Annotated in this window: 19 protein-coding genes; 9 read left to right on the top strand and 10 right to left on the bottom strand. The window is 70.4% G+C overall.

The window, feature by feature from the left end; genetic code table 11:
* Positions 1-42: 42 nt before the first annotated feature.
* Together mycP and ACFY0T_RS13825 are read right to left on the bottom strand one after the other, a co-directional pair.
* The gene (mycP, locus tag ACFY0T_RS13830) at positions 43-1269 is read right to left on the bottom strand and encodes a type VII secretion-associated serine protease mycosin (protein WP_388868755.1); all 1227 of its coding nucleotides are present in this window, start codon (positions 1267-1269) and stop codon (positions 43-45) included.
* A complete protein-coding gene (locus tag ACFY0T_RS13825) occupies positions 1266-2096 on the bottom strand; it encodes a hypothetical protein (protein WP_388868752.1) in 831 nt (276 codons plus the stop codon). Before ACFY0T_RS13825 ends, mycP begins: the two co-directional genes overlap by 4 nt.
* 40 nt (positions 2097-2136) lie before the next feature.
* Here ACFY0T_RS13825 and ACFY0T_RS13820 point away from each other — a divergent pair, with 40 nt between their 5' ends.
* On the top strand, positions 2137-2679 hold the full coding sequence (locus ACFY0T_RS13820) for a hypothetical protein (protein WP_388868749.1): 543 nt from the start codon (positions 2137-2139) through the stop codon (positions 2677-2679).
* A gap of 1193 nt (positions 2680-3872) precedes the next feature.
* Positions 3873-5075: an amino acid deaminase/aldolase gene (locus tag ACFY0T_RS13815; protein ID WP_388868747.1), complete on the top strand. Its 1203-nt coding sequence runs from the start codon at positions 3873-3875 to the stop codon at positions 5073-5075.
* A gap of 34 nt (positions 5076-5109) precedes the next feature.
* Here ACFY0T_RS13815 and ACFY0T_RS13810 read toward each other — a convergent pair whose 3' ends face one another.
* From ACFY0T_RS13810 to ACFY0T_RS13790, 5 genes are read right to left on the bottom strand one after another with little or no spacing between them, the layout of a single operon-like run.
* Positions 5110-6036, bottom strand: a complete 927-nt coding sequence (locus tag ACFY0T_RS13810) for a DUF2510 domain-containing protein (protein WP_388868745.1) — start codon at positions 6034-6036, stop codon at positions 5110-5112.
* Between the two features lie 53 nt (positions 6037-6089).
* Complete coding sequence (locus ACFY0T_RS13805; RefSeq protein WP_388868743.1) at positions 6090-7340, bottom strand: haloacid dehalogenase-like hydrolase; 1251 nt, start codon at positions 7338-7340, stop codon at positions 6090-6092.
* A gap of 27 nt (positions 7341-7367) precedes the next feature.
* Positions 7368-8150, bottom strand: coding sequence for a 3-oxoacyl-ACP reductase (locus ACFY0T_RS13800; RefSeq protein WP_388868740.1), 783 nt, complete (start codon positions 8148-8150; stop codon positions 7368-7370).
* Positions 8151-8157: 7 nt separating this feature from the next.
* Positions 8158-9558, bottom strand: a complete 1401-nt coding sequence (locus tag ACFY0T_RS13795) for an aldehyde dehydrogenase family protein (RefSeq protein WP_388868738.1) — start codon at positions 9556-9558, stop codon at positions 8158-8160.
* An 8-nt stretch (positions 9559-9566) separates the two neighbouring features.
* Positions 9567-10937, bottom strand: a complete 1371-nt coding sequence (locus tag ACFY0T_RS13790) for a glutamine synthetase family protein (RefSeq protein ID WP_388868735.1) — start codon at positions 10935-10937, stop codon at positions 9567-9569.
* 77 nt (positions 10938-11014) lie between these two features.
* On the opposite strand from ACFY0T_RS13790, the gene ACFY0T_RS13785 reads away from it, so the two are divergent.
* Together ACFY0T_RS13785 and ACFY0T_RS13780 are read left to right on the top strand one after the other, a co-directional pair.
* Positions 11015-11752 carry a FadR/GntR family transcriptional regulator gene (locus tag ACFY0T_RS13785; protein WP_388868732.1) on the top strand — a complete coding sequence of 246 codons (738 nt, stop codon included), beginning with the start codon at positions 11015-11017 and terminating at the stop codon, positions 11750-11752.
* 123 nt (positions 11753-11875) lie between these two features.
* A complete protein-coding gene (locus ACFY0T_RS13780; RefSeq protein ID WP_388869387.1) occupies positions 11876-12577 on the top strand; it encodes a gamma-glutamyl-gamma-aminobutyrate hydrolase family protein in 702 nt (233 codons plus the stop codon).
* A gap of 223 nt (positions 12578-12800) precedes the next feature.
* Here ACFY0T_RS13780 and ACFY0T_RS13775 read toward each other — a convergent pair whose 3' ends face one another.
* On the bottom strand, positions 12801-13694 hold the full coding sequence (locus ACFY0T_RS13775) for a LysR family transcriptional regulator (protein ID WP_388869385.1): 894 nt from the start codon (positions 13692-13694) through the stop codon (positions 12801-12803).
* Positions 13695-14019: 325 nt separating this feature from the next.
* On the opposite strand from ACFY0T_RS13775, the gene ACFY0T_RS13770 reads away from it, so the two are divergent.
* Positions 14020-15168 carry a TDT family transporter gene (locus tag ACFY0T_RS13770; RefSeq protein WP_388868729.1) on the top strand — a complete coding sequence of 383 codons (1149 nt, stop codon included), beginning with the start codon at positions 14020-14022 and terminating at the stop codon, positions 15166-15168.
* A gap of 186 nt (positions 15169-15354) precedes the next feature.
* Here the strand turns inward: ACFY0T_RS13770 and ACFY0T_RS13765 are convergent, their stop codons facing one another.
* Both ACFY0T_RS13765 and ACFY0T_RS13760 read right to left on the bottom strand, forming a co-directional pair.
* Positions 15355-15948, bottom strand: a complete 594-nt coding sequence (locus tag ACFY0T_RS13765) for a DUF4291 domain-containing protein (protein WP_388868726.1) — start codon at positions 15946-15948, stop codon at positions 15355-15357.
* A 123-nt stretch (positions 15949-16071) separates the two neighbouring features.
* Positions 16072-16845: a hypothetical protein gene (locus tag ACFY0T_RS13760; RefSeq protein ID WP_388868723.1), complete on the bottom strand. Its 774-nt coding sequence runs from the start codon at positions 16843-16845 to the stop codon at positions 16072-16074.
* Positions 16846-17389: 544 nt separating this feature from the next.
* Between ACFY0T_RS13760 and ACFY0T_RS13755 the strand changes: the two genes are divergently transcribed.
* From ACFY0T_RS13755 to ACFY0T_RS13740, 4 genes are all read left to right on the top strand, one after another.
* A complete protein-coding gene (locus ACFY0T_RS13755; RefSeq protein WP_388868720.1) occupies positions 17390-19399 on the top strand; it encodes a calcium-binding protein in 2010 nt (669 codons plus the stop codon).
* A gap of 306 nt (positions 19400-19705) precedes the next feature.
* The gene (locus ACFY0T_RS13750) at positions 19706-20038 is read left to right on the top strand and encodes a hypothetical protein (protein ID WP_388868717.1); all 333 of its coding nucleotides are present in this window, start codon (positions 19706-19708) and stop codon (positions 20036-20038) included.
* Positions 20039-20595: 557 nt separating this feature from the next.
* Positions 20596-21477 carry an antibiotic ABC transporter ATP-binding protein gene (locus tag ACFY0T_RS13745; protein WP_388868715.1) on the top strand — a complete coding sequence of 294 codons (882 nt, stop codon included), beginning with the start codon at positions 20596-20598 and terminating at the stop codon, positions 21475-21477.
* Positions 21478-21481: 4 nt separating this feature from the next.
* Positions 21482-24538, top strand: a 3057-nt coding sequence (locus ACFY0T_RS13740; protein WP_388868712.1) for a caspase family protein, incomplete at its 3' end; no start/stop codon positions are given.

Genomic DNA, 24538 nt, shown 5'->3' with positions numbered 1-24538 from the left:
GCGCAGGGGCCCGCAGCCAGGCGCGGCCGCAGCGGCCGACGGCTAGGCGCGGCCGAAGTCGCTCGGGCCCCTTCGGCCGCGCCACAGCACGACCGCGGCGGCCAGCAGGACCGCGCCGAGGCCGCCCGCGAGGGGGCCCGCCCAGCCGGAGGAACTCTCGCCGTCCGCGGGGGTGTCGGGGCCCGAGCCGAAGTACTTCTGGCCGTACGCCGTCGAGTGGAGCCCTTCCGGCTTGAGGCGGCCGCCCGCCTTGATCGCGGCGGCGGGGTCGACGAAGCCGAAGCCTCGGGAGTCGTCGTGGCCGCCGGCGGGGGCGTTGCGGGCCGTGTCCTCCAGGAGCTGCTTGATCTGAGCCGGGGACAGGCCCGGGTGGGCCGCCTTGATGAGCGCGACCGCGCCGGAGACGAAGGCGGACGCCGCGCTGGTGCCCCAGCCCTCGTAGTACTTGTCGTCCGGGTCGGCGATGACGACGTCGACGCCGGGGGCGCTGACGGTGGCGTACCAGCGGCGGGTGGAGAACGAGGCGCGGGTGCCGTAGCGGTCCACGGCGGTCGCGGCGATCACGCCCGGGTAGGCGGCCGGGTACGAGACGTGGTCGCCCTTCTCGCCGCCGTTGCCGGCCGAGGCGACGACGACCACGCCCTTCTTCAGGGCGTACTGGACGGCCTCGTCCTCGGCGGGTTCGGGGTGGGCGGACTTGGAGTCGTCGCCGAGGGAGAGGTTGATGACGTCGGCGCCGTGGTCGGTGGCCCAGCGGATGCCCTCGGCGAGGGCGTTGCCACGGGTGTTGCGGGCCTTCGTACGGGCGGAGTCGCCGTCTTCGAGGATGACGCGGACCGGGAGGACCTTGGCCTTGGGGGCGATGCCCATGACGCCGTCGCCGTCGCCCGCACCGTGGCCGTGCCCCGCGATGATGCCCGCCATCGCGGTGCCGTGCCGGGCCCACGCCCGGTCGCCGCGGGAGGCTCCGAAGCCGACCATGTCCTTGCCGGTGAGCACGTTGCCCGCGAGGTCCGGGTGCTGGGCGTCGACGCCGGTGTCGAGGACGGCGACGGTGATGCCCTTGCCCTTCGTGGTGCGCCAGGCCTCCTGGGTGTGCATCGCGTCGAGGGCCCACTGCTTGGCGCGTATGCCGTCGGCGTAGGCGGCCGTGGAGGGGACCAGGGCGAGGGATGCGGCCAGCAGGACGCCGAGGACTGCGGACCTGCGGGTCGGCGCGGCCTTGCGGATCAGTCCGGCCTTGCGGGTCGGCCCGGCCTTGCGGGTCATGACGGCTTCTCCGTGGCCGAGGTGACGGTCTTGCGGAGGCCTCGCTCGACGCGGTCGGCGAGACCCTGAGCCTCGTGGCCGAGGCCCGCCTGGGCCGGGGCCGTGGTCGCGCCGGGCTTCATGGCGTCAGCGGCGGGCTGCGGAGCGGTGACGGTACGGCCGTCGGCGAAGCCGGAGACCGCGTAGACGACGACGGGGGCGTCGGTGAGGACCGACACCGTCCAGGAGGCCCGCTGGGCGTCGCCGAAGCCCTCGGCGGCGGTGCCCTTCGCGGCGTACGGGCGGGGCATGAGGTCGGTGCGCCGGTCCAGGCCCTCTTTCTGGAAGCGGGACTTCAGAGAGGTCATGGCCGCCGCGTCCGCCTTGGTGAACAGCAGGCCGACGGTGGTGACATGGCTGCGGGTCGCGTCCGTGTAGGTGGCGCGCAGCAGTCGCAGGCAGCCGACCGGGGCGAGGGCCTTGCGCAGGAGCGGGTCGAAGGCGTCCTTGCAGCCGCTGTCGGGGGCGACGGCGATACGGGTCCAGGTGCGGTCGGCGCCGCCGGGGCCGGCGCCCACGCCCTGCACGGTGGGCGGGAAGAGCTGGTCCACGGGCACGCTGTGCCAGAGCTCTCCGCCCGCCGCGAAGGCGCTCCGCGAGCCGGCTCCGTCCGCGCTGTCGCCGGTCAGCCAACTCCCCGTCACCGCACCGCCGATGAGCCCGAGTCCGAGCACGACACAGGCCGCGGCGGCCACGGTACGGGTGCGGATTCCGCGGACCGTTCGCGGGCGCTCGCCGCCGCCGTCGTACGTCTCCGGCTGCGCGAACGACACGAAGGGGCGCTCCACGCTCGGAGTTCCCGAGGGGGATGCGGGGACCGGGGGCGGGGTGACCCGGGGTTCGGCCGGTTCCTCGGGCCGGATGGGGCGCAGCCGCCTGGTCGTCTCCGTGGGCCTCTCCTCGGGCACGGCGGTGCGCCGCGGCACGCCGGGCCGCACGGACTCGGCGAGCGCGGAGGACGCCGGGGGCGCGTCGGGGAACCGTGCGGAGGCCGCGGGCGGGGGCGGCGGCACGGAGCCCGCCCGTCGCTCGGGGCGCAGGGCGGGGAACCGGCGGGCCTCCGCCCCGGCCGACGACGCGGAGGCCTGTGGCGCGCTCGTGGCCTCCGGCGCCGACACCGACGTATCAGACGCATCGGCGGAGAAGTCGAAGAAGTCGAAGGACCGCGCCGGCGACGGAATACGCGAGGCGCGCCCAGCACCCGACACGGCGTCGGCACCGGCCCCCCGGGGACCGTCACCCTCCACGCTCCGTTCGCCCCGCCCGACCTCAGTCGAGCCCTCCCCCATGGAAGGCGGCTCGACCGGACGGGGCGGCACGGACGAGACGTCCCCGGACCGCGAGGCCACCCCCCGCGACGAGGACGGCTGAGTACCCCCCGACGGCACCCCCACCGACCGTTCCGACGGGCCATCACCGGACCACGAGGCCGCAGCGCGAGACGAGGACAACGGACCGCCACTCGACGGCGGGGCCACGGGGCGGGGTGGAAGCGACGGGACGTCACCCGCCACCCGGTCCTGCGCACGGCGCGACGAGGCATCGCCCGAAGTTCCCGAAGGTGAGGCCGCTGGACGAGGCGGCCGCGACGCGGTGCCGGCCGGCTGCGAGGCCGTTCGACGCGGCGAAGACAACACGGTGTCCCCCGACGGCACATCCTCCCGGCCAGACCACGACACCTCGCCCGACACCGAATCCCCATCCTGCGCGGGGCGCGACAATGCATCGCCCGCAGACGAGACCGCCGGACGCGGCGGAAATGACGGGACGTCGCCCAGCACCGGATCCCGATCCCGCACGCGACGCGACGAGGCCTCAGCCGAAGGTGAGGCCGTCGGACGGGGCGGCTGCGACGCTCTGCCGGTCGGCCGCGGATCCTGCGAGGGGAGCGGCGGGGCGTAGCCCGGTGGCGGGGTCGTCGGGCGGGGCGGGGTCGCGGACTCTGCGCTCGCCGCGGCCTCGTTCCGCAATGGGGGCTCCCCCGGCGCCGCAGCCTCGCGCGGCGCGGTCTCAGCCAGCGGCGCGACCTCAGCCAGCGGCGACGGCCGTTCCGGCGACGAAAGCTGATCCGGCTGGGGTAGGTCCGACGGGCCGGGCGGAGTTGTGGCACCGGACGGAGTCGACGGACCAGGCGCGATCGACGGACCGGACGACCTCGACGGACCAGGCGACGTCGACGAGTCGGTCGTAGTCGACGAGTCGGGTCGGGTCGGCGGAGCGGGCGTGGGCGGTGGAGTGGGTGGGGTCGGGGGGCGTGGGGGGATGGAGGCGCGGCGCGCTTCCGTGCTCATGGAGCCCCCCGTTTCCTCGTACCCGGGCCATCGCACCGCCTTGGAACTCGGCGGGGCCGTTTCGCGTGTACGCAAGGGACCGCCACGGGCACGCATACCCGCACCGGTGGACCGTCACCCCGGGCAGGGCCCGCCGGGGCAAGGTCGTTCCTCCCTGCGTGCGCGTCACTCTACGGGTTGACCCCGGCCCGGAGGGAACCAGTCCGGGGCCCCGGGGCATCTGCCCGGAACGTCCCCCTACCCTGCGGTAATCGAGTCTGGCAGGCTTCGGTCATGACTGCCCGCGCCGCCGACCGGGCCCGCTACGACCGGGCCACCGCTCACCTCGACGCCCCCGTCGCGATCGTGGACCTGGAGGCCTTCGACGCGAACGCGGACGATCTCCTCCGCCGGGCCGCCGGCAAGCCGATCCGCGTCGCCAGCAAGTCCCTGCGCTGCCGCGCCCTGCTCGAACGCGTCCTGGACCGGGACGGCTTCGCGGGCATCATGTCCTTCACCCTCGCCGAGTCCCTGTGGCTCGCCCGCTCCGGCTTCGACGACGTGCTGCTCGCCTATCCGTCGGCGGACCGCAAGGGCTATGCCGAGCTGACCAGTGACCCCAAGCTCGCCGCCGCCGTGACGGTCATGGTCGACGACCCGGCCCAGCTCCGTCTCATCGACGAGGCCCGGCAGGGCGGCACCGAAGTCGTGCGTGTCTGCCTGGAGTTGGACACCTCCCTCAAGCTGCTCGGCGGGCGGGTGCGCATCGGAGCCCTGCGCTCGCCGCTGCGCTCCCCCGGCCAGGTCGCCGAGATGGCCCGTGCCGTCGCCCGGCGCCCGGGGTTCAAGCTGGTCGGGATCATGGCGTACGAGGGTCACATCGCGGGCGTCGGTGACGCGATCGCCGGGCGGCCCCTGCGGTCGCGTGCCGTCCGGCTGATGCAGGCCACCGCCCGCAAGGAGCTCGCCCAGCGGCGCGCCGAGGTCGTCCGTGCCGTACGGGCCGTGGAGCCGGACCTCGAGTTCGTCAACGGCGGTGGCACCGGCAGCGTCCAGCACACGGCCGCCGAGGACGCGGTCACTGAGATCGCGGCGGGCTCGGGGCTCTACGTGCCGAGGCTCTTCGACAACTACACCTCGTTCACCGGGCGTCCGGCCGCGCTGTTCGCCCAGCCCGTCGTCCGCAGGCCGGGGGTGGGGGTCGTGACCGTGCTCGGCGGCGGCTACCCGGCCTCCGGGGCCCCGGGCGCCGACCGGCTGCCGGTTCCCTACCTCCCCGAGGGCCTGAAATACGACCCCCAGGAGGGTCCCGGCGAGGTGCAGACACCGCTGCTGGGCTCCCCGGCCGACGATCTGCTCATCGGCGACAAGGTGTGGTTCCGGCACGCCAAGGCAGGCGAACTGTGCGAGCGGTTCGACACGCTGCACCTCGTGGAGGGTGACACGGTGACGGCCGCGGTCCCGACGTATCGCGGGGAAGGCCACACGTTCCTCTAGGGCCTCCAGGGACTGTGCGAGCCGTCCCGCGATGTCACTTCGACGGGCCGATGCTGCTGCCCACGCCCCCGCCCGTGTCCGCGTCGTCCACCGGCCGAATCCCCTTGGTGATCTCGTCCATGTCGGACAGCGGCGGCCCGTCGGCGCCCGCGTCGAAGGCGAAGCGGACGATGACGAGCGACTCCGAGCCCACGCTGGACGGGAAGGCCAGCGACTCGACGTAACCCCCGGGCCCCACCCCGGTCCTGACCTTCCAGCGCACGAAGTACCCGGCGCGCCCGGCGACGGCGACCGAGCCCGCCGTCACCCTCTGGTGGGACTTGATGCCCCGGTAGGGGCGGCTGTCGACGAGGTCGCGGTCGTACGCGTCGTTCGCCGCGTCCTCGATGTCCTGTTCGGCGAGGGCCTTCGGGGACTTCTCGTCGTTCGCCGTCACCGTGCGCGAGATGACCCGGCCGTGGCGGCAGAGACCGGGGTCGCCCGGGCAGTCGTACGTGCCCGGAGTCGTCATCACGACGTCGTCCTCGGCGACGTACTGGGGCCTGACCCAGCCGTCGAGCAGCGGCAGGGTGATGCCGTTGAGCTCGTCCACGACGACGGAGGGGTCGTCGGCCGAGGGGGCGGAGGTGGACGCCGAGGGCGACGGGGTGGGGGTCGCGACGGCCGGGGTGGTCTGCGCCGCCGCATCCCCTCCGTTCCCGCTGTTCCCGCCGCCGTCGTCCCGGCGCAGGAGGACGGCGCCCGTGACGATGGAGGCGACGAGGACGACGGCGGCGACGGTGAGTGCGACGGCCTTGGCGCGGCCGGAGCCGCCGCCGCCCGTGGACTCCGGTTGCGTCAAGGGCTGTTGGGGCACCTCGGGCTGGCGCCGGTGGTCGGTCCACGCGGTCCCGTCCCACCAGCGCTCGATGAGCGGGTACGACGGGTCGCGGTACCAGCCGGGCGGAGGCGTCATGCTCATCCCGGCACTCTAGGACGTGCCCCGAAGATCAGTACACGGTGCTCGGCACACGCTCAATACACGGTGTCCTTCTGATCGGGCACGACCGAGCCGTCCTCCCTCCGTACGGGCCCTTTGGCTCCGTCCGGTTCGTTGTACGCGCTCGTCGAGCACGGGTAGGGGTCCCGCTGCGGCGGCAGCGGTTCGATGAACATCGGGTTGATCACCCAGCGGCCGTCGGCGTCGTCGTACGCCCGGCACATGAGCTCGTTCTTGTTGCGGTTGAGGGCGAGGTGCGCGCCGGTGGCGTCGCCGACGAAGGTGACGTCGGTGTCGGCGTCGCCGCCCGCGATGGCGGGGCGATGGCGGCGGTCCTGCTGCCGCCAGGCGGCGGCGCCGCGCACACCGTAGATCTCCTGGTTGATCCAGCAGCGCTTCCCGTCGATGTACGGGATGGCCTCGCCCCGGTTCGCGGGGACGTCGCCGCAGCCCTGGTTCCAGGCGGTGATCCGGCCGTTCCGGTCGAGGACGGAGCGGATCGCGAGGGTGTGCCGTGCGTCGACGCCGACGCCGCGCGACCAGACCTCGGTGACGGGTTCGGATCCCGCCGAGACGATGTAGACGTCGAATCCGGCTCGTTGGAGGGTACGGATCAGATCGCGCTGCTGGTCGTAGTAGCGGACGTACGCCGGGATCGTGTGGGTGCCGAGGGTCCGCGTCGAGCCGATGGGGGCGGCGAGGGCTTCCGCGCGCGCCCGGCGGGCGTACGAGGTCAGCTCGGCGATCGTGTGTCCGGCGAACAGCTGGGGCACCCAGGCGTACTGCGGGACGGTGCGCCGGTGGTTCCAGTCACCGGCGAAGGCGGCGGCGCCGCGCATGGTCTTCCCGTCCTCGCGGATCTCGAAGATCTCGTCGGTGCAGCGGGTGTGGGCGGAGGTCGGCAGGGGCGCGCCCACGGGTACGTCCGTGCCGCAGGCCTCGGTGAGGGCCCGGTCGGCGTCGTCCGTGAGCCACTCGCTGGTGGCCTTCCAGCTCGCCGGGCGCAGGATCTTGTCGTGCCTCAGGGCCCAGGCGATGGTCGCGTCGGTGACGTCGTTCTTGGTGACCGTGTTGTCCCAGTCGAAGGCGGCGACCGGATGCATGCCGAAGCGTCCGGCGCAGGTGCCGCGCTCGTCGATCACCTGCTGGAGGTGGGCGCGGTTGTCGCCGTACCAACTTCCCGACAGTCGCGGGCAGTTTGGGCGCTCGACCCGAGCGGCGGGTGGCGCGGCCGCCAGGGCGGCGGCCGCGACCAGAGTCCACGCGAAAACGTGTCGGTATCGCATGAAATGTGGACCGTATACCCGGGTGACCTACAGCGGCGTGACGTACGCGCCCGAGATGCCGCCGTCCACCAGGAAGTCGGTGGCGCTCACGAAGGAGGAGTCGTCGCTGGCGAGGAACGCGACCGCCGCGGCGATCTCGTCGGCCTCGGCGAACCGCCCGACGGGGATGTGCACGAGCCGCCGCGCGGCCCGCTCCGGGTCCTTGGCGAACAGCTCCTGGAGGAGCGGGGTGTTGACCGGCCCGGGGCACAGGGCGTTGACCCGGATGCCCTCGCGGGCGAACTGCACGCCCAGTTCGCGGGACATGGCCAGCACACCGCCCTTGGACGCCGTGTACGAGATCTGCGAGGTCGCGGCGCCCATCCGGGCCACGAAGGACGCCGTGTTGATGATGGAGCCCTTGCCCTGGCGCTGCATGTAGGGGATGGCGGCCTTGCAGCACAGGTACACGGAGGTGAGGTTGACCTCCTGCACGCGCTTCCAGGCCTCCAGGCCGGTCTCCAGGATGGAGTCGTCGTCGGGCGGCGAGATGCCCGCGTTGTTGAAGGCGATGTCGACGGAGCCGTAGGTGTCGTACGCGGTCTTGAAGAGCGCCTCGACCTGCTCGGGGTCGGTGACGTCGACCTTCACGAAGGTCCCGCCGACCTCCTCGGCGGCCGCCTTGCCGCGCTGCTCGTCGACGTCACCGCAGACGACGTGGGCGCCCTCGGAGGCGAGCCGGCGCGCGGTGGCGAGGCCGATGCCGCTGCCGGCGCCGGTGATGACGGCGGTGCGGCCGACCAGGCGGCGGCACATGTTCTCTTCGGTCATGAGTGGCTCAGGCCTCCGTGCTGATGAAGACGTTCTTGGTTTCGGTGAAGGCGGTGAGAGCGTCCGGACCGAGCTCGCGGCCGATCCCCGACTGCTTGAAGCCGCCGAAGGGGGTCCAGTAGCGGACGCTGGAATGGGAGTTGACGGACAGGTTCCCGGCGCGGACGGCCCCCGACACCCGCAGTGCGCGGCCCACGTCGCGGGTCCAGATGGAGCCGGAGAGGCCGTACGACGTGTCGTTGGCGAGGCGGATCGCGTCCGCCTCGTCCTCGAAGGGCAGGACGACGGCGACCGGTCCGAAGACCTCCTCGACGGCCACGCGCGCGCGTGACTCGACGTCGGTGAGGACGGTGGGCGGGAACCAGAAACCGGGGCCCTCGGGGGCCTTGCCCCGGATGCCGGGCGCGTCGGCGTCGACGTAGGACCGTACGCGCTCCAGCTGCGCCCGGGAGATCAGCGGGCCCATCTGGGTCTGCTCGTCGGCCGGGTCGCCGACGACGACGGACTCGATCGCCGGGGCGAGGAGGTCGAGGAAGCGGTCGTAGACGGAGCGCTGGACGAGGACGCGGGTGCGGGCGCAGCAGTCCTGGCCGGAGTTGTCGAGGAAGGACATGGGGGCGGCGGCCGCGGCGGCCTCGATGTCGGCGTCGGCGAAGACGATGTTGGGGCTCTTGCCGCCGAGTTCGAGGGTGACGCGCTTGAGCAGGGCGGACCCCTTTGCCAACACCTGTTTGCCTACGGCCGTTGACCCCGTGAAGACGATCTTCGCGACGCCCGGGTGCTCGACGAGGGCGTTGCCCGCGACGGGTCCCGCGCCCGGCAGCACCTGGAACAGGCCCTCCGGCAGCCCGGCCTCCAGCGCGAGTTCGGCCAGCCGCAGCGCGGTCAGCGGCGTCGTCTCGGCAGGCTTCAGGATCACCGCGTTGCCGGCCGCGAGCGCCGGTGCCGTGCCCCAGGCCGCGATCGGCATCGGAAAGTTCCAGGGCGCGATGATCCCCACCACACCGAGCGGTTCGAGGATCGTGACGTCGAGGCCTCCGGGCACCGGGATCTGGCGGCCGGTCAGCCGCTCCACTCCCCCGGCCGCGTAGTCGAGCAGATCGCGGACGTTGCCCGCCTCCCAGCGGGCGTTGCCGATGGTGTGGCCGGCCTCGCGGACCTCCAAGTGGGCCAGCTCGTCGAGGTGTTCGTCGACGGCGACGGCGAAGCGGCGCAGCAGCCGGGCGCGTTCGCCGGGCGCGAGGGCGGCCCATCCGGCCTGCGCCTTCGCGGCCCGTACGACGGCGGCGTCGACGTCTTGCGGGGTGGCGCCCGCAACGGTGGCGATGACCTCCTCGGTCGCGGGATTGAGCACCTGGAGCTCGAACGGTGCGGCGTACTGGTCAGGCTGGTCGGGCTGGTCGGACACGAAGGGCCTCACATGCGTTCGAAGGAGCGGCGCAGCTCCCAGTCGGTCACCGCGGCGTCGAAGGCGGCCAGCTCGACGCGTGCCATGTTGCGGTAGTGCGCGACCACCTCGTCGCCGAAGGCGGCCTTGGCGAGGGGGCTGTTCTCCCAGAGCTCGGCGGCCTCGCGCAGGGTGGTGGGCACGTGCTCGTACTCGGAGGCGTAGGCGTTGCCCGCGCAGGGCTCCGGCAGCTCCAGCTTCTGCTCGATGCCGTAGAGGCCGGCCGCGACGAGTCCGGCGACGGCCAGGTGCGGATTGACGTCACCGCCGGGCAGCCGGTTCTCGAAGCGCATCGAGCGGCCGTGGCCGACGACGCGGAGGGCGCAGGTGCGGTTGTCGTACCCCCAGGCGACGGCGGTCGGCGCGAAGGAGCCGGGCTGGAAGCGCTTGTACGAGTTGATGTTCGGGGCGTAGAGGAGCGAGAAGTCGCGGAGGGCGGCGAGCTGACCGGCGAGGAAGTGCCGCATGACCGGGGACATGCCGCCCGGGTCGGCCGAGGAACCGGCCATGACGTTCGTGCCGTTCTTGTCGGCGAGCGAGAGGTGGATGTGGCAGGAGTTGCCCTCGCGCTCGTTGTACTTCGCCATGAAGGTGAGCGAGACGCCCTCCTGGGAGGCAATCTCCTTGGCGCCGGTCTTGTAGATGGCGTGCTGGTCGCAGGTGACGAGGGCCTCGTCGTACTTGAAGGCGATCTCGTGCTGGCCGGGGTTGCACTCGCCCTTGGCGGACTCGACGGTGAGGCCGGCGGCCGCCATCTCGTTCCGGATCCGGCGCAGCAGGGGCTCGATGCGCCCCGTCCCCAGCACCGAGTAGTCGATGTTGTACTGATTGGCCGGGGTGAGCCCCTTGTAGCCCACGTCCCAGGCCTGCTCGTAGGTGTCCTTGAAGACGATGAATTCGAGCTCGGTGCCGACCTGGGCGGTGTAGCCGAGTTCGGCGAGACGGTCGAGCTGGCGGCGCAGGATCTGGCGGGGCGCGGCCACGACCGGGGAGCCGTCGTTCCAGGCCAGGTCGGCGATGAGCAGGGCGGTGCCCTCGTTCCAGGGGACGCGCCGTAGGGTGCTGAGATCGGGGTGCATGGCAAAGTCGCCGTAGCCCCGGTCCCAGGAGGACATCTCGTATCCGTCGACCGTGTTCATCTCGGTGTCGACGGCGAGGAGGTAATTGCAGCCCTCCGTACCGTGCTCCAGGACCTCGTCGAGGAAGAAGCGCGCGGCGAACCGCTTGCCCTGAAGTCGCCCCTGCATGTCGGGGAAGGCGAGGACGACCGTGTCGATCTCGCCGCCCGCGACGAGGGCGTGCAGCTCCTCGACGGCGAGTGGGGGTGTGCGGTCTGCCACCGGAAAAGCCTCCTTGGGTCAGCCGAGAGTCATAAGGTATTGCTGAGAACCATTGCTTGGGAAGGGGGCACGACCGGATGACGCAGACGGAACCCGACGGCGGGGTGGACGACCGGCTGACGCCGGTGCTGCGGCCGGTGCGGGCGGGCAACGGTTTCGAGGAGGCACTGGAGCAGATCCTCCAGGTCGTCCGGCTCGGCCTGGTGCCGGGCGGCGAACGGCTGCCCGCCGAGCGGGAGTTGGCGGAACGGCTCGGGATCAGCCGGGTGACGCTGCGCGAGGTGCTGAAGGTGCTCCAGGACCAGGGTCTGGTCGAGTCGCGGCGCGGCCGGTACGGCGGCACGTTCGTGCTGCCGCGCGCCGAAGCCCCCGGCGAGCAGGAGCTGCGGCGCCGGGTCGCCGAGGTCGACATCGAGGATGTGCTGCGTTTCCGCGAGGTGCTGGAGGTGGGCGCGGCCGGCCTGTGCGCCGCGCACGGGCTCGACGACGACCAGGCCGACCGGCTGCGCGAGGCGCTGGCCCGCACCCAGGACGCGCCGCTGGCCGACTACCGGCGCCTGGACACGATGCTCCACCTCACCCTCGCGGAACTGTGCGGCTCCCCCTCGCTGACCGCCCAGTACGCGGCCGTCCGCGCCTCCGTCAACGAGCTCCTCGACTGCATCCCCCTTTTGGTACGGAACCTGGAGCATTCCCAGCGCCAGCACGCCGCCCTCATCGAGGCGGTGCTCGACGGGGACGCGGACGGGGCGCGGGAGATGATGCGGGAGCACTGCGCGGGGACGGCGGCGTTGTTGCGGGGGTTCCTGGCGTGAGCCAGTTGTGACGCGTGGGGGCTTGCTCTTTCCACGCCCACCCAACAAAGGTATGAGTGCGTTCCATTAGATCCTGGATGATCCGAGGGACCCTGGATGATCCGGGGGATCCGGGATGATCCGATGGAGAGCGGGGAGAGCAGCGTGGGCAGGCCGCTGATCGGTGTGAGTACGTATCTGGAGTCCGGGGCGCGCTGGGGCGTGTGGGAATTGGAGGCCGCGTTGCTGCCGGCCGGTTACCCGCGGCTCGTGCAGCGGGCGGGTGGGCTCGCCGCGATGCTGCCGCCGGACGATCCGGCGCGGGCGGCCGCGACCGTCGACCGCCTCGACGGGGTGGTCGTCGCGGGCGGCCCGGATGTCGACCCCGCCCGCTACGACGCCGAGCGCTCCCCGCGTACGGGGCCGCCCGCGCCCGAGCGCGATGCCTGGGAACTCGCCCTGATCCAGGCCGCGTTGGCCTCCGGGACCCCGCTCCTCGGCATCTGCCGGGGTATGCAGCTGCTGAATGTCGCCCTGGGGGGCACGCTCGTCCAGCACGTCGACGGGCATGTGAAGGACGTCGGGGTCTTCGGGCACCACGCGGTGTCGCCCGTCCCGGGGAGTCTGTACGCCGGCCTCGTGCCGGAGTCGGCCGCCGTGCCCACGTACCACCATCAGGCGGTGGATCGCCTCGGTGCGGGGCTGCGCGTCTCCGCGCACGCGGCGGACGGGACGGTGGAGGCGATCGAACTCCCCGGTCCCGGGTGGGTGTTGGGGGTTCAGTGGCATCCGGAGATGGGTGACGATCTGCGCGTCATGCGCGCGCTGGTCCGAGCCGCGTCCTGAGCCACCCGGCGGGAGGGTGACCCGCGGGATGTAGTTTTTCGCCCCCGCCGCCCCTACCCGTCCCGTACCTGGGGGCTCCGCCCCCAGACCCCCGGATCGCGCTCCGCGCTCGTCCTCAAACGCCGGACGGGCTGGAATCAGCCCCTCCGGCGTTTGAGGAGCGGGGGTCTGGGGGCGGAGCCCCCAAGGGACGGGAATGGGTAGGGGCGGAGGGGGCGAAAAACTACATCCCGCGGGTCAGCGACAGCAGGTCTCGTGCCGGGCCCGTTGGGCGATGTCCCGTCGGCCAGACCGCCCGGAGGGCACGGTCGAGCTGGACGTCGGCCAAGGGGATGGTCACCAGGCGACGCGCCGAGAGCTCCTCGCCAAGAGCCAGCTCGCTGAGCACGGCGGGCCCGGCACCACTCACCACCGAGGCCTTGACCGCCGTCGTCGATGAGAGCTCGATGAGGGGACGGGCGAGACCGCCGAGCGCCACGTCGAGGACCTGGCGCGTACCCGACCCCTCCTCCCGGAGGATGAGCGGCGTAGACGCCAGCTCCGCGGCGGACAGCGGCGCCCGTCGGCGCGCCCACGGGTGCCCGGGCGCCGTCACCACGATCAGCCGGTCGTGGGCGATGGTCGCCGAGTCCAGGCCCGTCGGGACCGACAGACCCTCGACAAAGCCGAGATCCGCCTCGCCCGCGAGGAGACGTTCGGCGACGGCTGCGGAGTTCCCCGCGAGAAGCGACACGGCCGTGTCGGGGCGCTGCGCGCGGAGCGCGATCAGCCAGCCCGGGAGCAGATACTCGGCGATCGTCATGCTCGCGGCCACCCGGAGCCGCGAGTCACGACGGTCACGCAGCGCCTGCGCCCCCGCGTCGAACGCCTCGGCCGCCTCCACCACTCGCCGCGCCCAGTCCGTGACGAGCGCGCCCGCGTCGGTGAGCCGCGACCCGCGCGGTGAGCGGTCGACGAGCGCCACGCCCAGCTGCCGCTCCATGGACCGGATACGGCTGCTGGCCGCGGGCTGGGTGATCCCCAGTTCGCGGGCGGCCCGCCCCAGACTCCCGAGCCGCGCCACGGCCAGCAGCAGCTCCAGCGCGCCCAGATCGGGCACCCGATGCGCGATCCCGATCGCTCCCGGCTCCTCGCTCCTACTCCCGACCTGCCCTGTCCCGACCGCCCCGTTCCCAACCGGTCCGTTCTCGACCAGTCCGTTCTCGACCGGTCCGGTCCCAACCGGACCCTTCCCGACCGGCCCGTTCTCGACTGGTCCGTTCTCGACCGACCCGTTCCGGACAGGCCCCTTCCCGACCGACCCGTTCCCGACCGGCCCGCTCTCCACCGACCCCGCCCCGTTCGGCCCTTCCCCCACTCCCGAGTTACCCATAAACCCAGCTTATGTCCTCATAGGCCCATACTCCCTGGTGGGGGGCGAGCCAGCGCGCGACCGTGGGGACATGGTCACCGCAGCCCAGCCCCTCACCGTCCGCAAGGGAACCCTCCGCAAGGCAGGAACCCCCCGCCAGGCGGGCACCCCGCGTGCCGCCGCTGTCCGATATCTCGGGCCGAACTGGTACGCCTCGGTGATGGGTACCGCGATCGTGGCCACGGCGGGCGCCGGACTCCCCGGGGACGTTCCGGGGCTGCGGACCGCCTGCACGGCCGTATGGGCACTCTCGCTCACGATGCTCTTGGCCCTGCTCGTCGCCCGGGCCCTGCACTGGACGCACCACCGCGACCAGGCCCGCGCGCATCTCCTCGACCCGGCCATGGCCCCGTTCTACGGCTGCCTCTCGATGGCCCTGCTGGCCGTCGGCGGCGGCACCCTCGTCGTCGGCCGGGACTGGATCGGGGCGGAAACGGCGGTCGCCCTGGACGCCGTCCTGTTCAGCGCCGGAACGGTGGTCGGTCTCGCCGCCGCCCTCACCGTCCCGTACCTCATGGTCGTGCGCCATCGGATCGAGCCCGGCCAGGCGACCCCCGTATGGCTGCTCCCCGTCGTCGCACCCATGGTCTCCGCCGCCCTCGGCCCCCTCCTCGTCCCCCATCTCCCTCCCGGCCAGCCCCAGCAGACGCTGCTCCTCGCCTGTTTCGCGATGTTCGGGCTGAGCCTGCTGGCGACCCTGGTGATGCTGCCGGTGATCTTCGCCCGGCTCGTCACCGGAGCCCCGCTGCCCCTCGCGCTCACCCCGACCCTGTTCCTGGTGCTCGGCCCGCTGGGCCAGTCGACGACCGCGGTCGGCAAGTTCGCGGACTTCGCGCCGGGCGTGGTGCCCGCCCCGTACGACCAGGGTTTTGGGATGCTCGCCGTCCTCTACGGCGTCCCCGTGATGGGCTTCGCGCTGCTGTGGCTGGGTCTTGCCGCCGCGATGGTGCTGCGGGCCCGCCGCCAGGGCATGGGCTTCGCGATGACCTGGTGGGCGTTCACCTTCCCGGTGGGGACCTGTGTGACCGGCGCCGAGGGGCTGGCCCGGCACACCGGTCTGGTCGCCTTCGACGTGCTCGCGGTCGCCCTGTACGTGCTGCTGGTGGCCGCCTGGTCCGTGGCCGCCGTGCGCACGGCCCGCGGTCTGGTCAGCGGCGCGCTGCTCGCAACACCTCGATGAAAGTAACCTCTTGCGTCGCGCCCCCAGCCTTCACCGTCCTCATTGGATTGGCCACGGTTTGCTCCTCATCCGTACCCCCGCTGCCTGGAAGCGGGACCGCATGACGTGGATCATCAAGCAGCGTTCACAGACCTTTGCCGCCATGTGACCCGTGGGTGATGCTGGCGGCTGTGCCCGGATTGCCGGTCAGGGACACAGGTGGGCCAGGAGTTCTGCACTGGCGGGGTACTCCTGTTCCTGGGGGAGCAGTCGGGCAGCTGCGTCCAGTTCACCGTCCCTGACGAGTGCGTGGATCTCGTTGGCGAGCGGGGTCACGTCGCTGATGGACACGATCCACTCGTCCGCGTAACGCGACGATGCCTCACCCGAGAGCCCCAGTTGCAGCGAGCGGTACGGCAGGGGACGCAGGTGCAGATCGCGTTCGGGATCCCACTGGACACGGGCCGGTGCGCGCTTGAGGTCACGCTGCCAGGTGTCGCGATCGGGATGCAGTCCGCGAACGTAATGCGACAGGCAGGCATGGCGCAGCGCCCAGTCGAAGCCGTCGCGAGTGATCTCAACGGCGAGGACGGTCTCCTGACCCTCCTTCGTGCCCCAGCCGGAGCGGTACATCATCCACATGAAACTGGGTTTAATCCACGTCATGCGGCCAGGTTTCCACGCGGCGGGGAAACGGCCCTTGCGGGCGGCGGGTCCGCCGATCTCCGGGCGGTACGCCTGGTAGACGGTGATCGTGGACGCCGTGTGGAGCGCGCGGATCCTGCGGTGCGGTTCTTCCATGGCGTACAGCGTGGGCTCGGCCAACTCTGTTGACCACCGATTTTCGACCGTTGCGCAACGCGACGGACCACGCCGGCCGCGGGCGGCAGGCAGTCGCCCGTGCGGGCCAAGTAGCGTCCGGAGTCAGAACGGAGGTTCCTCCGCGCAGCCGCCGGTCCAGACATCACGGATATATCGAGCGCGTGCTGCAATGTCGGCGGAGCTCTCCAGGGCAGCGATGTCGTAGCCCCAGTTCTTGAGTGCGTCCAGACAGCGGTTGCGGTTGTAGCGATTGGTACTGGTGGCGAGGAGGCGATGGACGCGGCGTCCGAGTTCGTCTCTGTGACAAATGAGGGCGGGATGCTCGATCAAGGGGATGGCGGCAACGACCGCGGCCTCACGAACAGCAGTGTTTTCGTGGCCCAGGAAAGCTGAAACGGCACGGTAGAACGTGGGGCGGTGGTCCAGGAAGACGCGCATTTCTGGATAATCGTCGAGGTCGTCACTGTTGAAGTGACGCTCGACGACGGCAAGGCGCTCGTCGTCGGCGTCGTAGGCGAGTGATCCAAGCCAGTCCAGCAGAGCCGCCCTCACCGGACAGTCTCTTTCCGAGTCAGCGCGACGGCCGGGCCCGACGGTCGCCGTTGCGGGGTGGGCTAGGATCGCGGCCACATACAGCGCTACGGGGAGCGTGGCTTCGTAGAAGCTGTTCTGATGGCATATCGGCTCCAGTTCGCTGATGGCCCTGATCTGAATCGTCGGGTCGGCGTCGAGGAGGCGAGGCAGCGTGGCCGACAGAAATCCGCCGTTCCCTCTCGCGGTGCCGAGTGAGGACCAAGCCGTGCCGTCCAACAACGACTGATGATCAGGCAGTTCATCGGGCGTCAGATTGTCAGTCTGCTGGTTCTCGCTGGTCACGAGGCAAAGGCTACGACGGACGCTCAAGATCTGGCATCGGGCTTCGTGCGTGGCCAGGGATGCGTGGTGCCGACTCACGAAAGGTCTGTGAGCACGGCTTGACTTGGGTCATCAAGCCGCGCTCACAACCCCTTTCCGTGGCTCGAGTACCAGGCTCCGGAGGGTGGACATCAGGCCCGGTACGCCAGAGGTCACATCGCGGCCCAGGCTCGCCGATGCGGGCTTCGAGCTGGGGACCCGTTCGAAGCGAACCTGGAGCGTTGTGCGCGACGGGTGCCGCGTCCGCGCCAGAAGGTGCGGAGCGGTAGTCCGTCGAGCTCACGTCCGCCCGACGGACCGTTCCGCCGACCACCGCACTGGTCAGCGGCACGGCCTGCGCGCGCTCCGAGCGCCTGCGCGGCTCTCACCCGTGGGGATGGATCTCGACGTCCAGTAAGCGCAGCTCAGCCCGCCGTAAGGATCTTGCCACAACGGTTCCCACAGGCTCTGGGCTGTCACTGGACGCAGCGATCCGCTGCGCGGCAACGAGAGGTAGAAAGCCCATATGTACGCATTCACGCCTTGTCTGCGAAGAACACTGGGGCGAACCGGCATCGCGGCGGCCACTGGACTGGCGCTCGTGCTGACCGTGCCCGGAGCCGCGCTCGCCGCACCGGGCGACCTCGATCCGAGCTTCGACGGTGACGGCAGAGTCGTCACCGACTTCGGCGGCTACGACGAGAGCCGCGACATGGCGCTGCAGGCCGACGGCAAGATCGTCACTGTAGGTCTCGACCAGCCCTACGAAAGCGGAGAGATCGACTTCGCCCTCGCCCGTTACAACCCCGACGGGGGTCTGGACCCCGGATTCGGGACCGGCGGCAAGGTGATCACCGACGTTCGCGGCGGCGAGGACTACGCCAACGGGGTGGCGGTGCAGGCCGACGGCAAGATCGTCGTGGTCGGCCGCACATCGGACCCCCAGACCCTCAATCCCGAGTTCACGGTGATCCGCTACAACCCCGATGGGACCCTGGACACCGGTTTCGGGACCGGCGGTACGGTGGTCACGGACTTCGGAACTGGTGGGCCGTCCGAGGCATTCTCCGTAAAAGTGCAGGCCAACGGCGGGATTGTCGCCGTCGGCAGGAGCGGCGCCGACTTCGCGCTCGCCCGCTACAACGTCGACGGCAGCCTCGACACCGGCTTCGCCGGCGACGGCAAGGTCACCACCGACTTTGCGGGCGGGGCGGCGACCGCCTTCGACGTGGCGTTGCAGTCCGACGGAAAGATCGTCGCTGCCGGTCGCGCAGGGTACAACTATCCGGCTAACGCCTCCGATTTCGCGCTCGCCCGCTACAACGGCGACGGGAGCCTCGACACCGGCTTTGACGGCGATGGCAGGGTGACCACCGCCTTCGCCGATGCCGACGTGATCGGCGGGGTGACGGTGCAGTCCGACGGCAAGATCGTCGTCTCAGGATCCAGCGACTTCGACTTCGCCCTGGCCCGTTACAACCCCACCGGCACTCTTGACAGCGGCTTCAGCGGCGACGGCAAAGTCACCACCGACTTCGGAAGCGGAACCCTGGACGGGAGTTCCGACCTGGCGTTGCAGTCCGACGGGAAGATCGTCGTCGCGGGCATCAGCCAGGCAGATTTCGCGGTGGCCCGTTACAACCTCGACGGCAACCTGGACGGCGGCTTCGGAACCGGCGGCAAGGTGACCACCGATGTCGCCAACGGCTTCTTCGACACAGCCAGCGCAGTGGCACTGCAGCCCGACGGAAAGATCGTCGCCTCCGGCAACACCGGCGACGACCGCGGCCTGGTCCGGTACCAGGTGACCGGCACACCTCCGCCACCGCCCGGCGTGGACATGTCGGCCAAAAAGACCGGTCCCACCACGGTCAGCATCGGCGACCGGCCCACCTACAGCGTGACCGTGACCAACAACAGCACCACCACCTCCGCCACCGGCGTCTCCCTGTCCGACACGCTCAGCGGACCCGCCGCCTCGGTCACCTCGGCGACCCCCAGCACAGGCACCTGCACCATCACCGCCACCAGCGCGAGTTGTTCCCTGGGCACCCTCGCCCCCGGAGCCAGTGCCACGGTGACCATCGCCGCTGAACCCCGGGCCACCGGCACTCTCTCCGACCGGGCCACAGTCAGCGCCACGCAGACCGACCCGGCCTCCGGCAACAACACCGCCACAGCGATCACCACGGTCAACAACTCCCGCGGCTGCACGATCATCGGCACCAGCGGCAACGACACCCTCAACGGCACCTTCGGCAACGACGTGATCTGCGCCCTCGGCGGAGACGACAACGTCAACGCGAGCTACGGCAACGACACCCTGTACGGCGGATACGGCAACGACCGCCTCGACGGCGGCTACGGCAACGACACCCTGAACGGCGGCCCCGGCAACGACAACCTGATCGGCAACTACGGCACCGACAACCTCAACACCGTCGACAACATCTCCGGCAACGACACCGCCAACGGCGGCCCCAACACGGACACCTGCACGACAGACACCGGCGACACCCGCATCAGCTGCCCCTAGACAAGGGTTCTGCCGCACGGGTGTGTCGGTGCACCGGTATTCATCGGCGTCGGCCCCGGCGAGAACAGCTTCAAGCTGGTCTGCGTCGGGGTGGCGCTGTCCGGCGACGGCCATCACCCGATCGCAACCTCTGACCGCGTCCGCACCGCCCTGCGCACCCTCACCCCGGACACTGCGTCAGCCCCCCCCGAGTCGGCCGGTCCAAGTCCTGAGCCGCGCGAGCCGAAACCTCGCTGGTGGCAGCTACGTGGGCTCATGCTACGAGGCCACCATCCGACGTGTCCGGGGCCGCCAGCATGTGCTGCGGTGCACGCGTACCTCTTCGCCGATGGCCTCGACGTGGTCGCGCGCAGTGATAGCAGAATGGCCGGCCTCGATCCGAGGCGCCTGCTCCGCCCAGGCGGACCGCTCTACCCGACGGATATGCCGTGCAAGGTGGATGTGGCAGCCCAGGAGCAGCCCGAGCCAGGGCCGAACAGGCTGACCATCCAGGTCCGGCTCCGGGGCGAGACGGTCATCTGGTCCGACCTGATGTACCCGGACCTCGATGGTAGGGCCATCGAGGAGGTTCGCTTCCGCCTGGGGCAGTACCTGGGCGAGGTCGAGCGAGCATACGCGGCATTGAAAGACCAGCCCTGATCGCCAACGAGCTGCCAACGGTCGATATTGGAGGGGGCCTTCCCAAGCTGGTGGCTTTCGCTGGTGGCTTTGCGTTCGCCGAGTCGACCGCTGACGCGAGATTGCCGATTGGCTGTGATCACTCACCGGCCTGCCGCACACCGGCGCATGCCACCCCGTTGCCGTCTTCGGCGAGGAAGAGCATGAAGACCCAGCACCCATCAGCAGCCTAGATCTGGCCGAGGAGTACCGGTTGGTTGTGTCGGCCGAGGAGCTGCACGGCGCGTTCCAGGCCCGTGGCCTCGATGCCCTTCCGGCGCGTGTGCCCAAGTCGACGCCCGTAGATCCGGGCGTGTGACTCGGCAGGAGTCGTCCCGTCCCAGACAACGTAAGAAGAACCTCTGCGGAGCGCGGCCAGAGCGGCCGCGGATGCCTCGTCGCTACCGGCTAGCAGCCGTTCGAGCTGTTCCCGCCCAGCTCACTCCCTACGGATTCGATGAACTGAGCTGCACTCGTTGCCCGTTGTCCTGTAGACCGGAATGACGCAAGCTGGCATTGCAGCACGGGGGAGTTGTGCCATGGCACGGGTGGTCGTCGTTCACGGCATCGGACAGGAGTTCCTGGGGCCCGAACTCATGGGACGGGATGTGGGACCGGCGCTCCGCGACGGTGTGCGGCTGGCTGGCGGGCCACGGTTGGAGCCGGAGGATGTGGCATGCGCCTTCTATGGGCACCTGTTTTTCGAGCAGGGGACACGCTCCTTGGACGTCCCTCCGTGGGACGAGACCGACGTCGATGAGGGGCTGGAGTCTGAGCTACTACAGGCCTGGTGGGAGCAGGCCGCACGGATCGACCCGGAAGTCCTTGGCCCCGATGCGGCCGCTTCCCGCGGGCCCGTCGGTTTCGGCGCATCCCGACTGCTCCTCTCGGAGCGAGTGCGGGCGGCCCTTGACGCCCTGAGTAGTTCGCGATTCTTCGCCAAAGTGTCCGACCGTCTGCTCATCTTCGCCCTGAAGCAGGTGCGCCGGTACATGACGGAACCCGAGCTGAGGCGCGATGCCCAGGCCCGCATCGCTGGGGAGATCACCGAGGAGACGAGGGTACTGGTCGCGCACTCTCTCGGCTCGGTCGTCGCCTACGAGGGACTGTGTGCCCACCCCGAATGGCCGGTCACCGATTTCGTCACGCTGGGGTCCCCGTTGGGGATGCGCAGCGTGATTTTCGACCGGCTGCAGCCGCAGCCGACGAACGACGTCGGCAGCTGGCCCGGTGGGATCGCACGGTGGACGAACATGGCCGATCGCGGCGACATCGTGGCACTTGCCGGCCAACTGGCACCACGGTTCGGTGGCCAGGTTCAAGACGCCTGGGTCACCAATGGCATGCGGATGCACGATCTGTTGCGCTACCTCACCGCCCCCCGAACGGGCAGGGCCGTCGCTCGGGGTTTGGAGGGCTGACCACGTGGCAGCGCAAGGTCGCAGGTTCCTGATCGCGGTGGGCGTCGGGGCGTACGGGGACGCAGGGATCGACGATCTGCCGGGAGCGCCGCAGGACGTCACGCGCGTTCGCGAACTGCTGGAGCCGATGGAATACACGCTGGCTCTGCCCGAACTGGCCGCTAACCCCCGCAAGGACCTGGCAGAACGCATCGAGGAATGGGTGCTGGAGACTGACCTGGGCCCAAATGATGTGGTGGTTGTCTACTTCGCCGGTCACGGGGTGAAAGCGGCAGACCGCCACTACCTGCTGTGCGCCGACAGCAGGTTGGGCCGCTACACGACAGCACTGGCCAGCGAGGATCTGTGCCGTCCGTTGATGACCAGCCCAGTCGGGCACCTCTTGGTCGTCCTCGACGCCTGTTACGCCGGCGCGGGCACCGAGGACATTGCGAAGCTCGCTGCGGAGCTGGCGTCCTTGCAGCGTGGCACGGCCGGGCGCTGGATGATGGCTGCCGCCCGGGGGAAGGAACGGGCCCGAGAGAACGCCTTCGTGGAGGCCTTGGCCCATGTCCTGGAGCAGCCGCGGGCAGGCGCCCACCAGGAGTACCTGGGTGTCCGGGAGGTCACGGAGCGCATCAACGAGTACTTCCGTGACAAACACCCGGCACAGCACGCCCGCCACTCCACCATCGACAGTGATGGCCACGCCCCCTTCTTTCACAACAGGGCCCACATTCCAGGCCTGCCAGCCGATGACCTTGACGTCGACACACTGACCCGTCTCCGCAAGCAGACCCGTGGCCACTTCGAGGCTCGCGGCCGAGGCGTGGAGCACACCAGCGACCGAGGTGACTACTTCACGGGACGGATGGCCGCCCTCGCCGCGCTGGCCTCGTGGCTGAGTGGATCACGGCACGACCGCAGGGCACGAGTGATCACCGGCAACCCGGGGTCGGGGAAGTCCGCGCTACTCGGCCGTTTCCTGATGCTCGCCGACGTAGATGACCCGAAGCGAGCCCATACTCCTGAACGAACCTTGCCCCCCACGGGCCTGACGGTCGTGCGGCTTCACGCCCGGCGCGCCGTACTGGAAGATCTGGCGACCGACCTGGTCGCGGCAGTCAATCTGCCCGAGGGCAGCGACCGTGACGATCTATTGGACGCGCTGGGTGCGCGGAGCCAGCCGATCGTCGTTGTGGTCGACGCGCTCGATGAAGCCGGCACCGCGGGCGATACCACCGAGGGCAACCGCATCGCTCGTGAACTCCTGCAGCCCCTGAGCACGCTGCCTGCGATACGTCTGATCGTTGGCACCCGGCGGCCCCTGATCCCCGCGCTGGGCCGCGCCGTGGTGACCCTCGACCTGGACCTGCCTGAACACATCACCAGCCAGGACGTTTCCGACTACGCCTGCGCGCTCCTCCTCGACGCCCAAGACCCGGACACCTGCTCCCCGTACGCGGGGCTGACCAAGGTAGCTGCCAGGGTCGCCACGGGCATCGCGTCCCAGGCGGGCACGTCGTTCCTGGTTGCACGAATGACGGCACGTGCCCTTGTCCATGGCCAAATCACCGTGGACACCACTCGGCCAAATTGGGAAGCGGATCTGCCGAGTGACGCTGGACAGGCCTTCGCCGCGTACCTTGCTCGATTCGGTCCCGACCGGCCGAAGGTGGAGCGCTTGCTGCGTCCTCTGGCCTACGCCCAGGGCTCGGGACTGCCCTGGTCCACCGTGTGGGCACCGCTGGCTGAGGCCCTGTCCGAAATCCCCTGCCCCCAGGAGGATTTGCACTGGCTCCACGAGCACGCAGGAGCCTACCTGGTCGAGACCTCGACCATGGCGGGATCGGCCTACCGCCTCTTCCACGAGACGATGGCCGAGCATCTGCGAGAACGGGGCGACGACACTGCCGCACACCAGGTGATCTCCTCAACCCTCCTGGCACGAGTCCCCTACGATTCGCGCACAGGCCGCCGGGACTGGCCGGCCGCTCACCCGTATGTCCGCGACTACCTCGCCACACACTCAGCAGCAGGCGATTGTCTCGACAGAGCGCTGCACGACAGCGACTTCCTCGTCCACGCGACACCTGCCCCCCTGCTCGGTGCGCTTCACGCAACGAACTCCGACGAGTGCCGGGTGCGCTGCGCCGTCTACCGCGCCTCAGCCGGTGTCCATTCCCTGGCCGCCCCCGAGCAGCGCCGCGACATCCTCGCCATCGACGCCGCGCGCTATGCGGACCACGACCTTGTAGAAGAGCTGACCAAGGGACAGACTTGGCGCCCTCGCTGGGCGACTGGATCCCTTGTGCACCCCGCTTTATACAGCAACCTTACTGGCCACACCGGCGTAGTACAGGCTGTTGCCTGTACGAGCATCGATGATCGGCCGCATGTGATCACCGGAAGCGATGACCACTCCGTTCGTGTGTGGGACCTGACTGACGGCACTGCCCGTGCCACGCTTACCGGCCACACCGACGTAGTACAGGCGGTCGCTTGTACGAGCATTGACGATCGCCCGCATGTGATCACTGTCAGCGACGACCGATTCGCTCGTGTGTGGGACGTGGCGGATGGCACCGTGCGTGCCATTCTGGCCGGCCACCTCGGCGGTATCTGGGCTGTTGCCTGCACTGTCATTGATGATCACCCGCATGCGATCACTGTCAGCGGCGACCTCACCGTTCGTGCGTGGGACCTGACCGACGGCAGTGCCCGTGCCACGCTCACGGGTCACACCAGCGCTGTCCGGGCTGTCGCCTGTACGGCCATTGATGATCGGCCACACGCGATATCCGGAAGCTACGACCACTCCGTTCGTGTGTGGGACCTGACCGACGGCACTGCCCGTGCCACGCTCACGGGTCACACCAGCGCTGTCCGGGCTGTCGCCTGTACGGCCATTGATGATCGGCCACACGCGATCACTGTCAGCGACGACCACTCCGTTCGTGTGTGGGACCTGACCGACGGCACTGCCCGTGCCACGCTCACGGGTCACACCAGCGCTGTCCGGGCTGTCGCCTGTACAGCCATTGATGATCGGCCACACGCGATATCCGGCGGGGACGACGGC

It is taken from the genome of Streptomyces sp. NPDC001530 (assembly GCF_042894545.1).
Taxonomy (GTDB): Bacteria; Actinomycetota; Actinomycetes; order Streptomycetales; family Streptomycetaceae; genus Streptomyces.
This window is presented reverse-complemented; position numbering and strand designations above follow the sequence as displayed.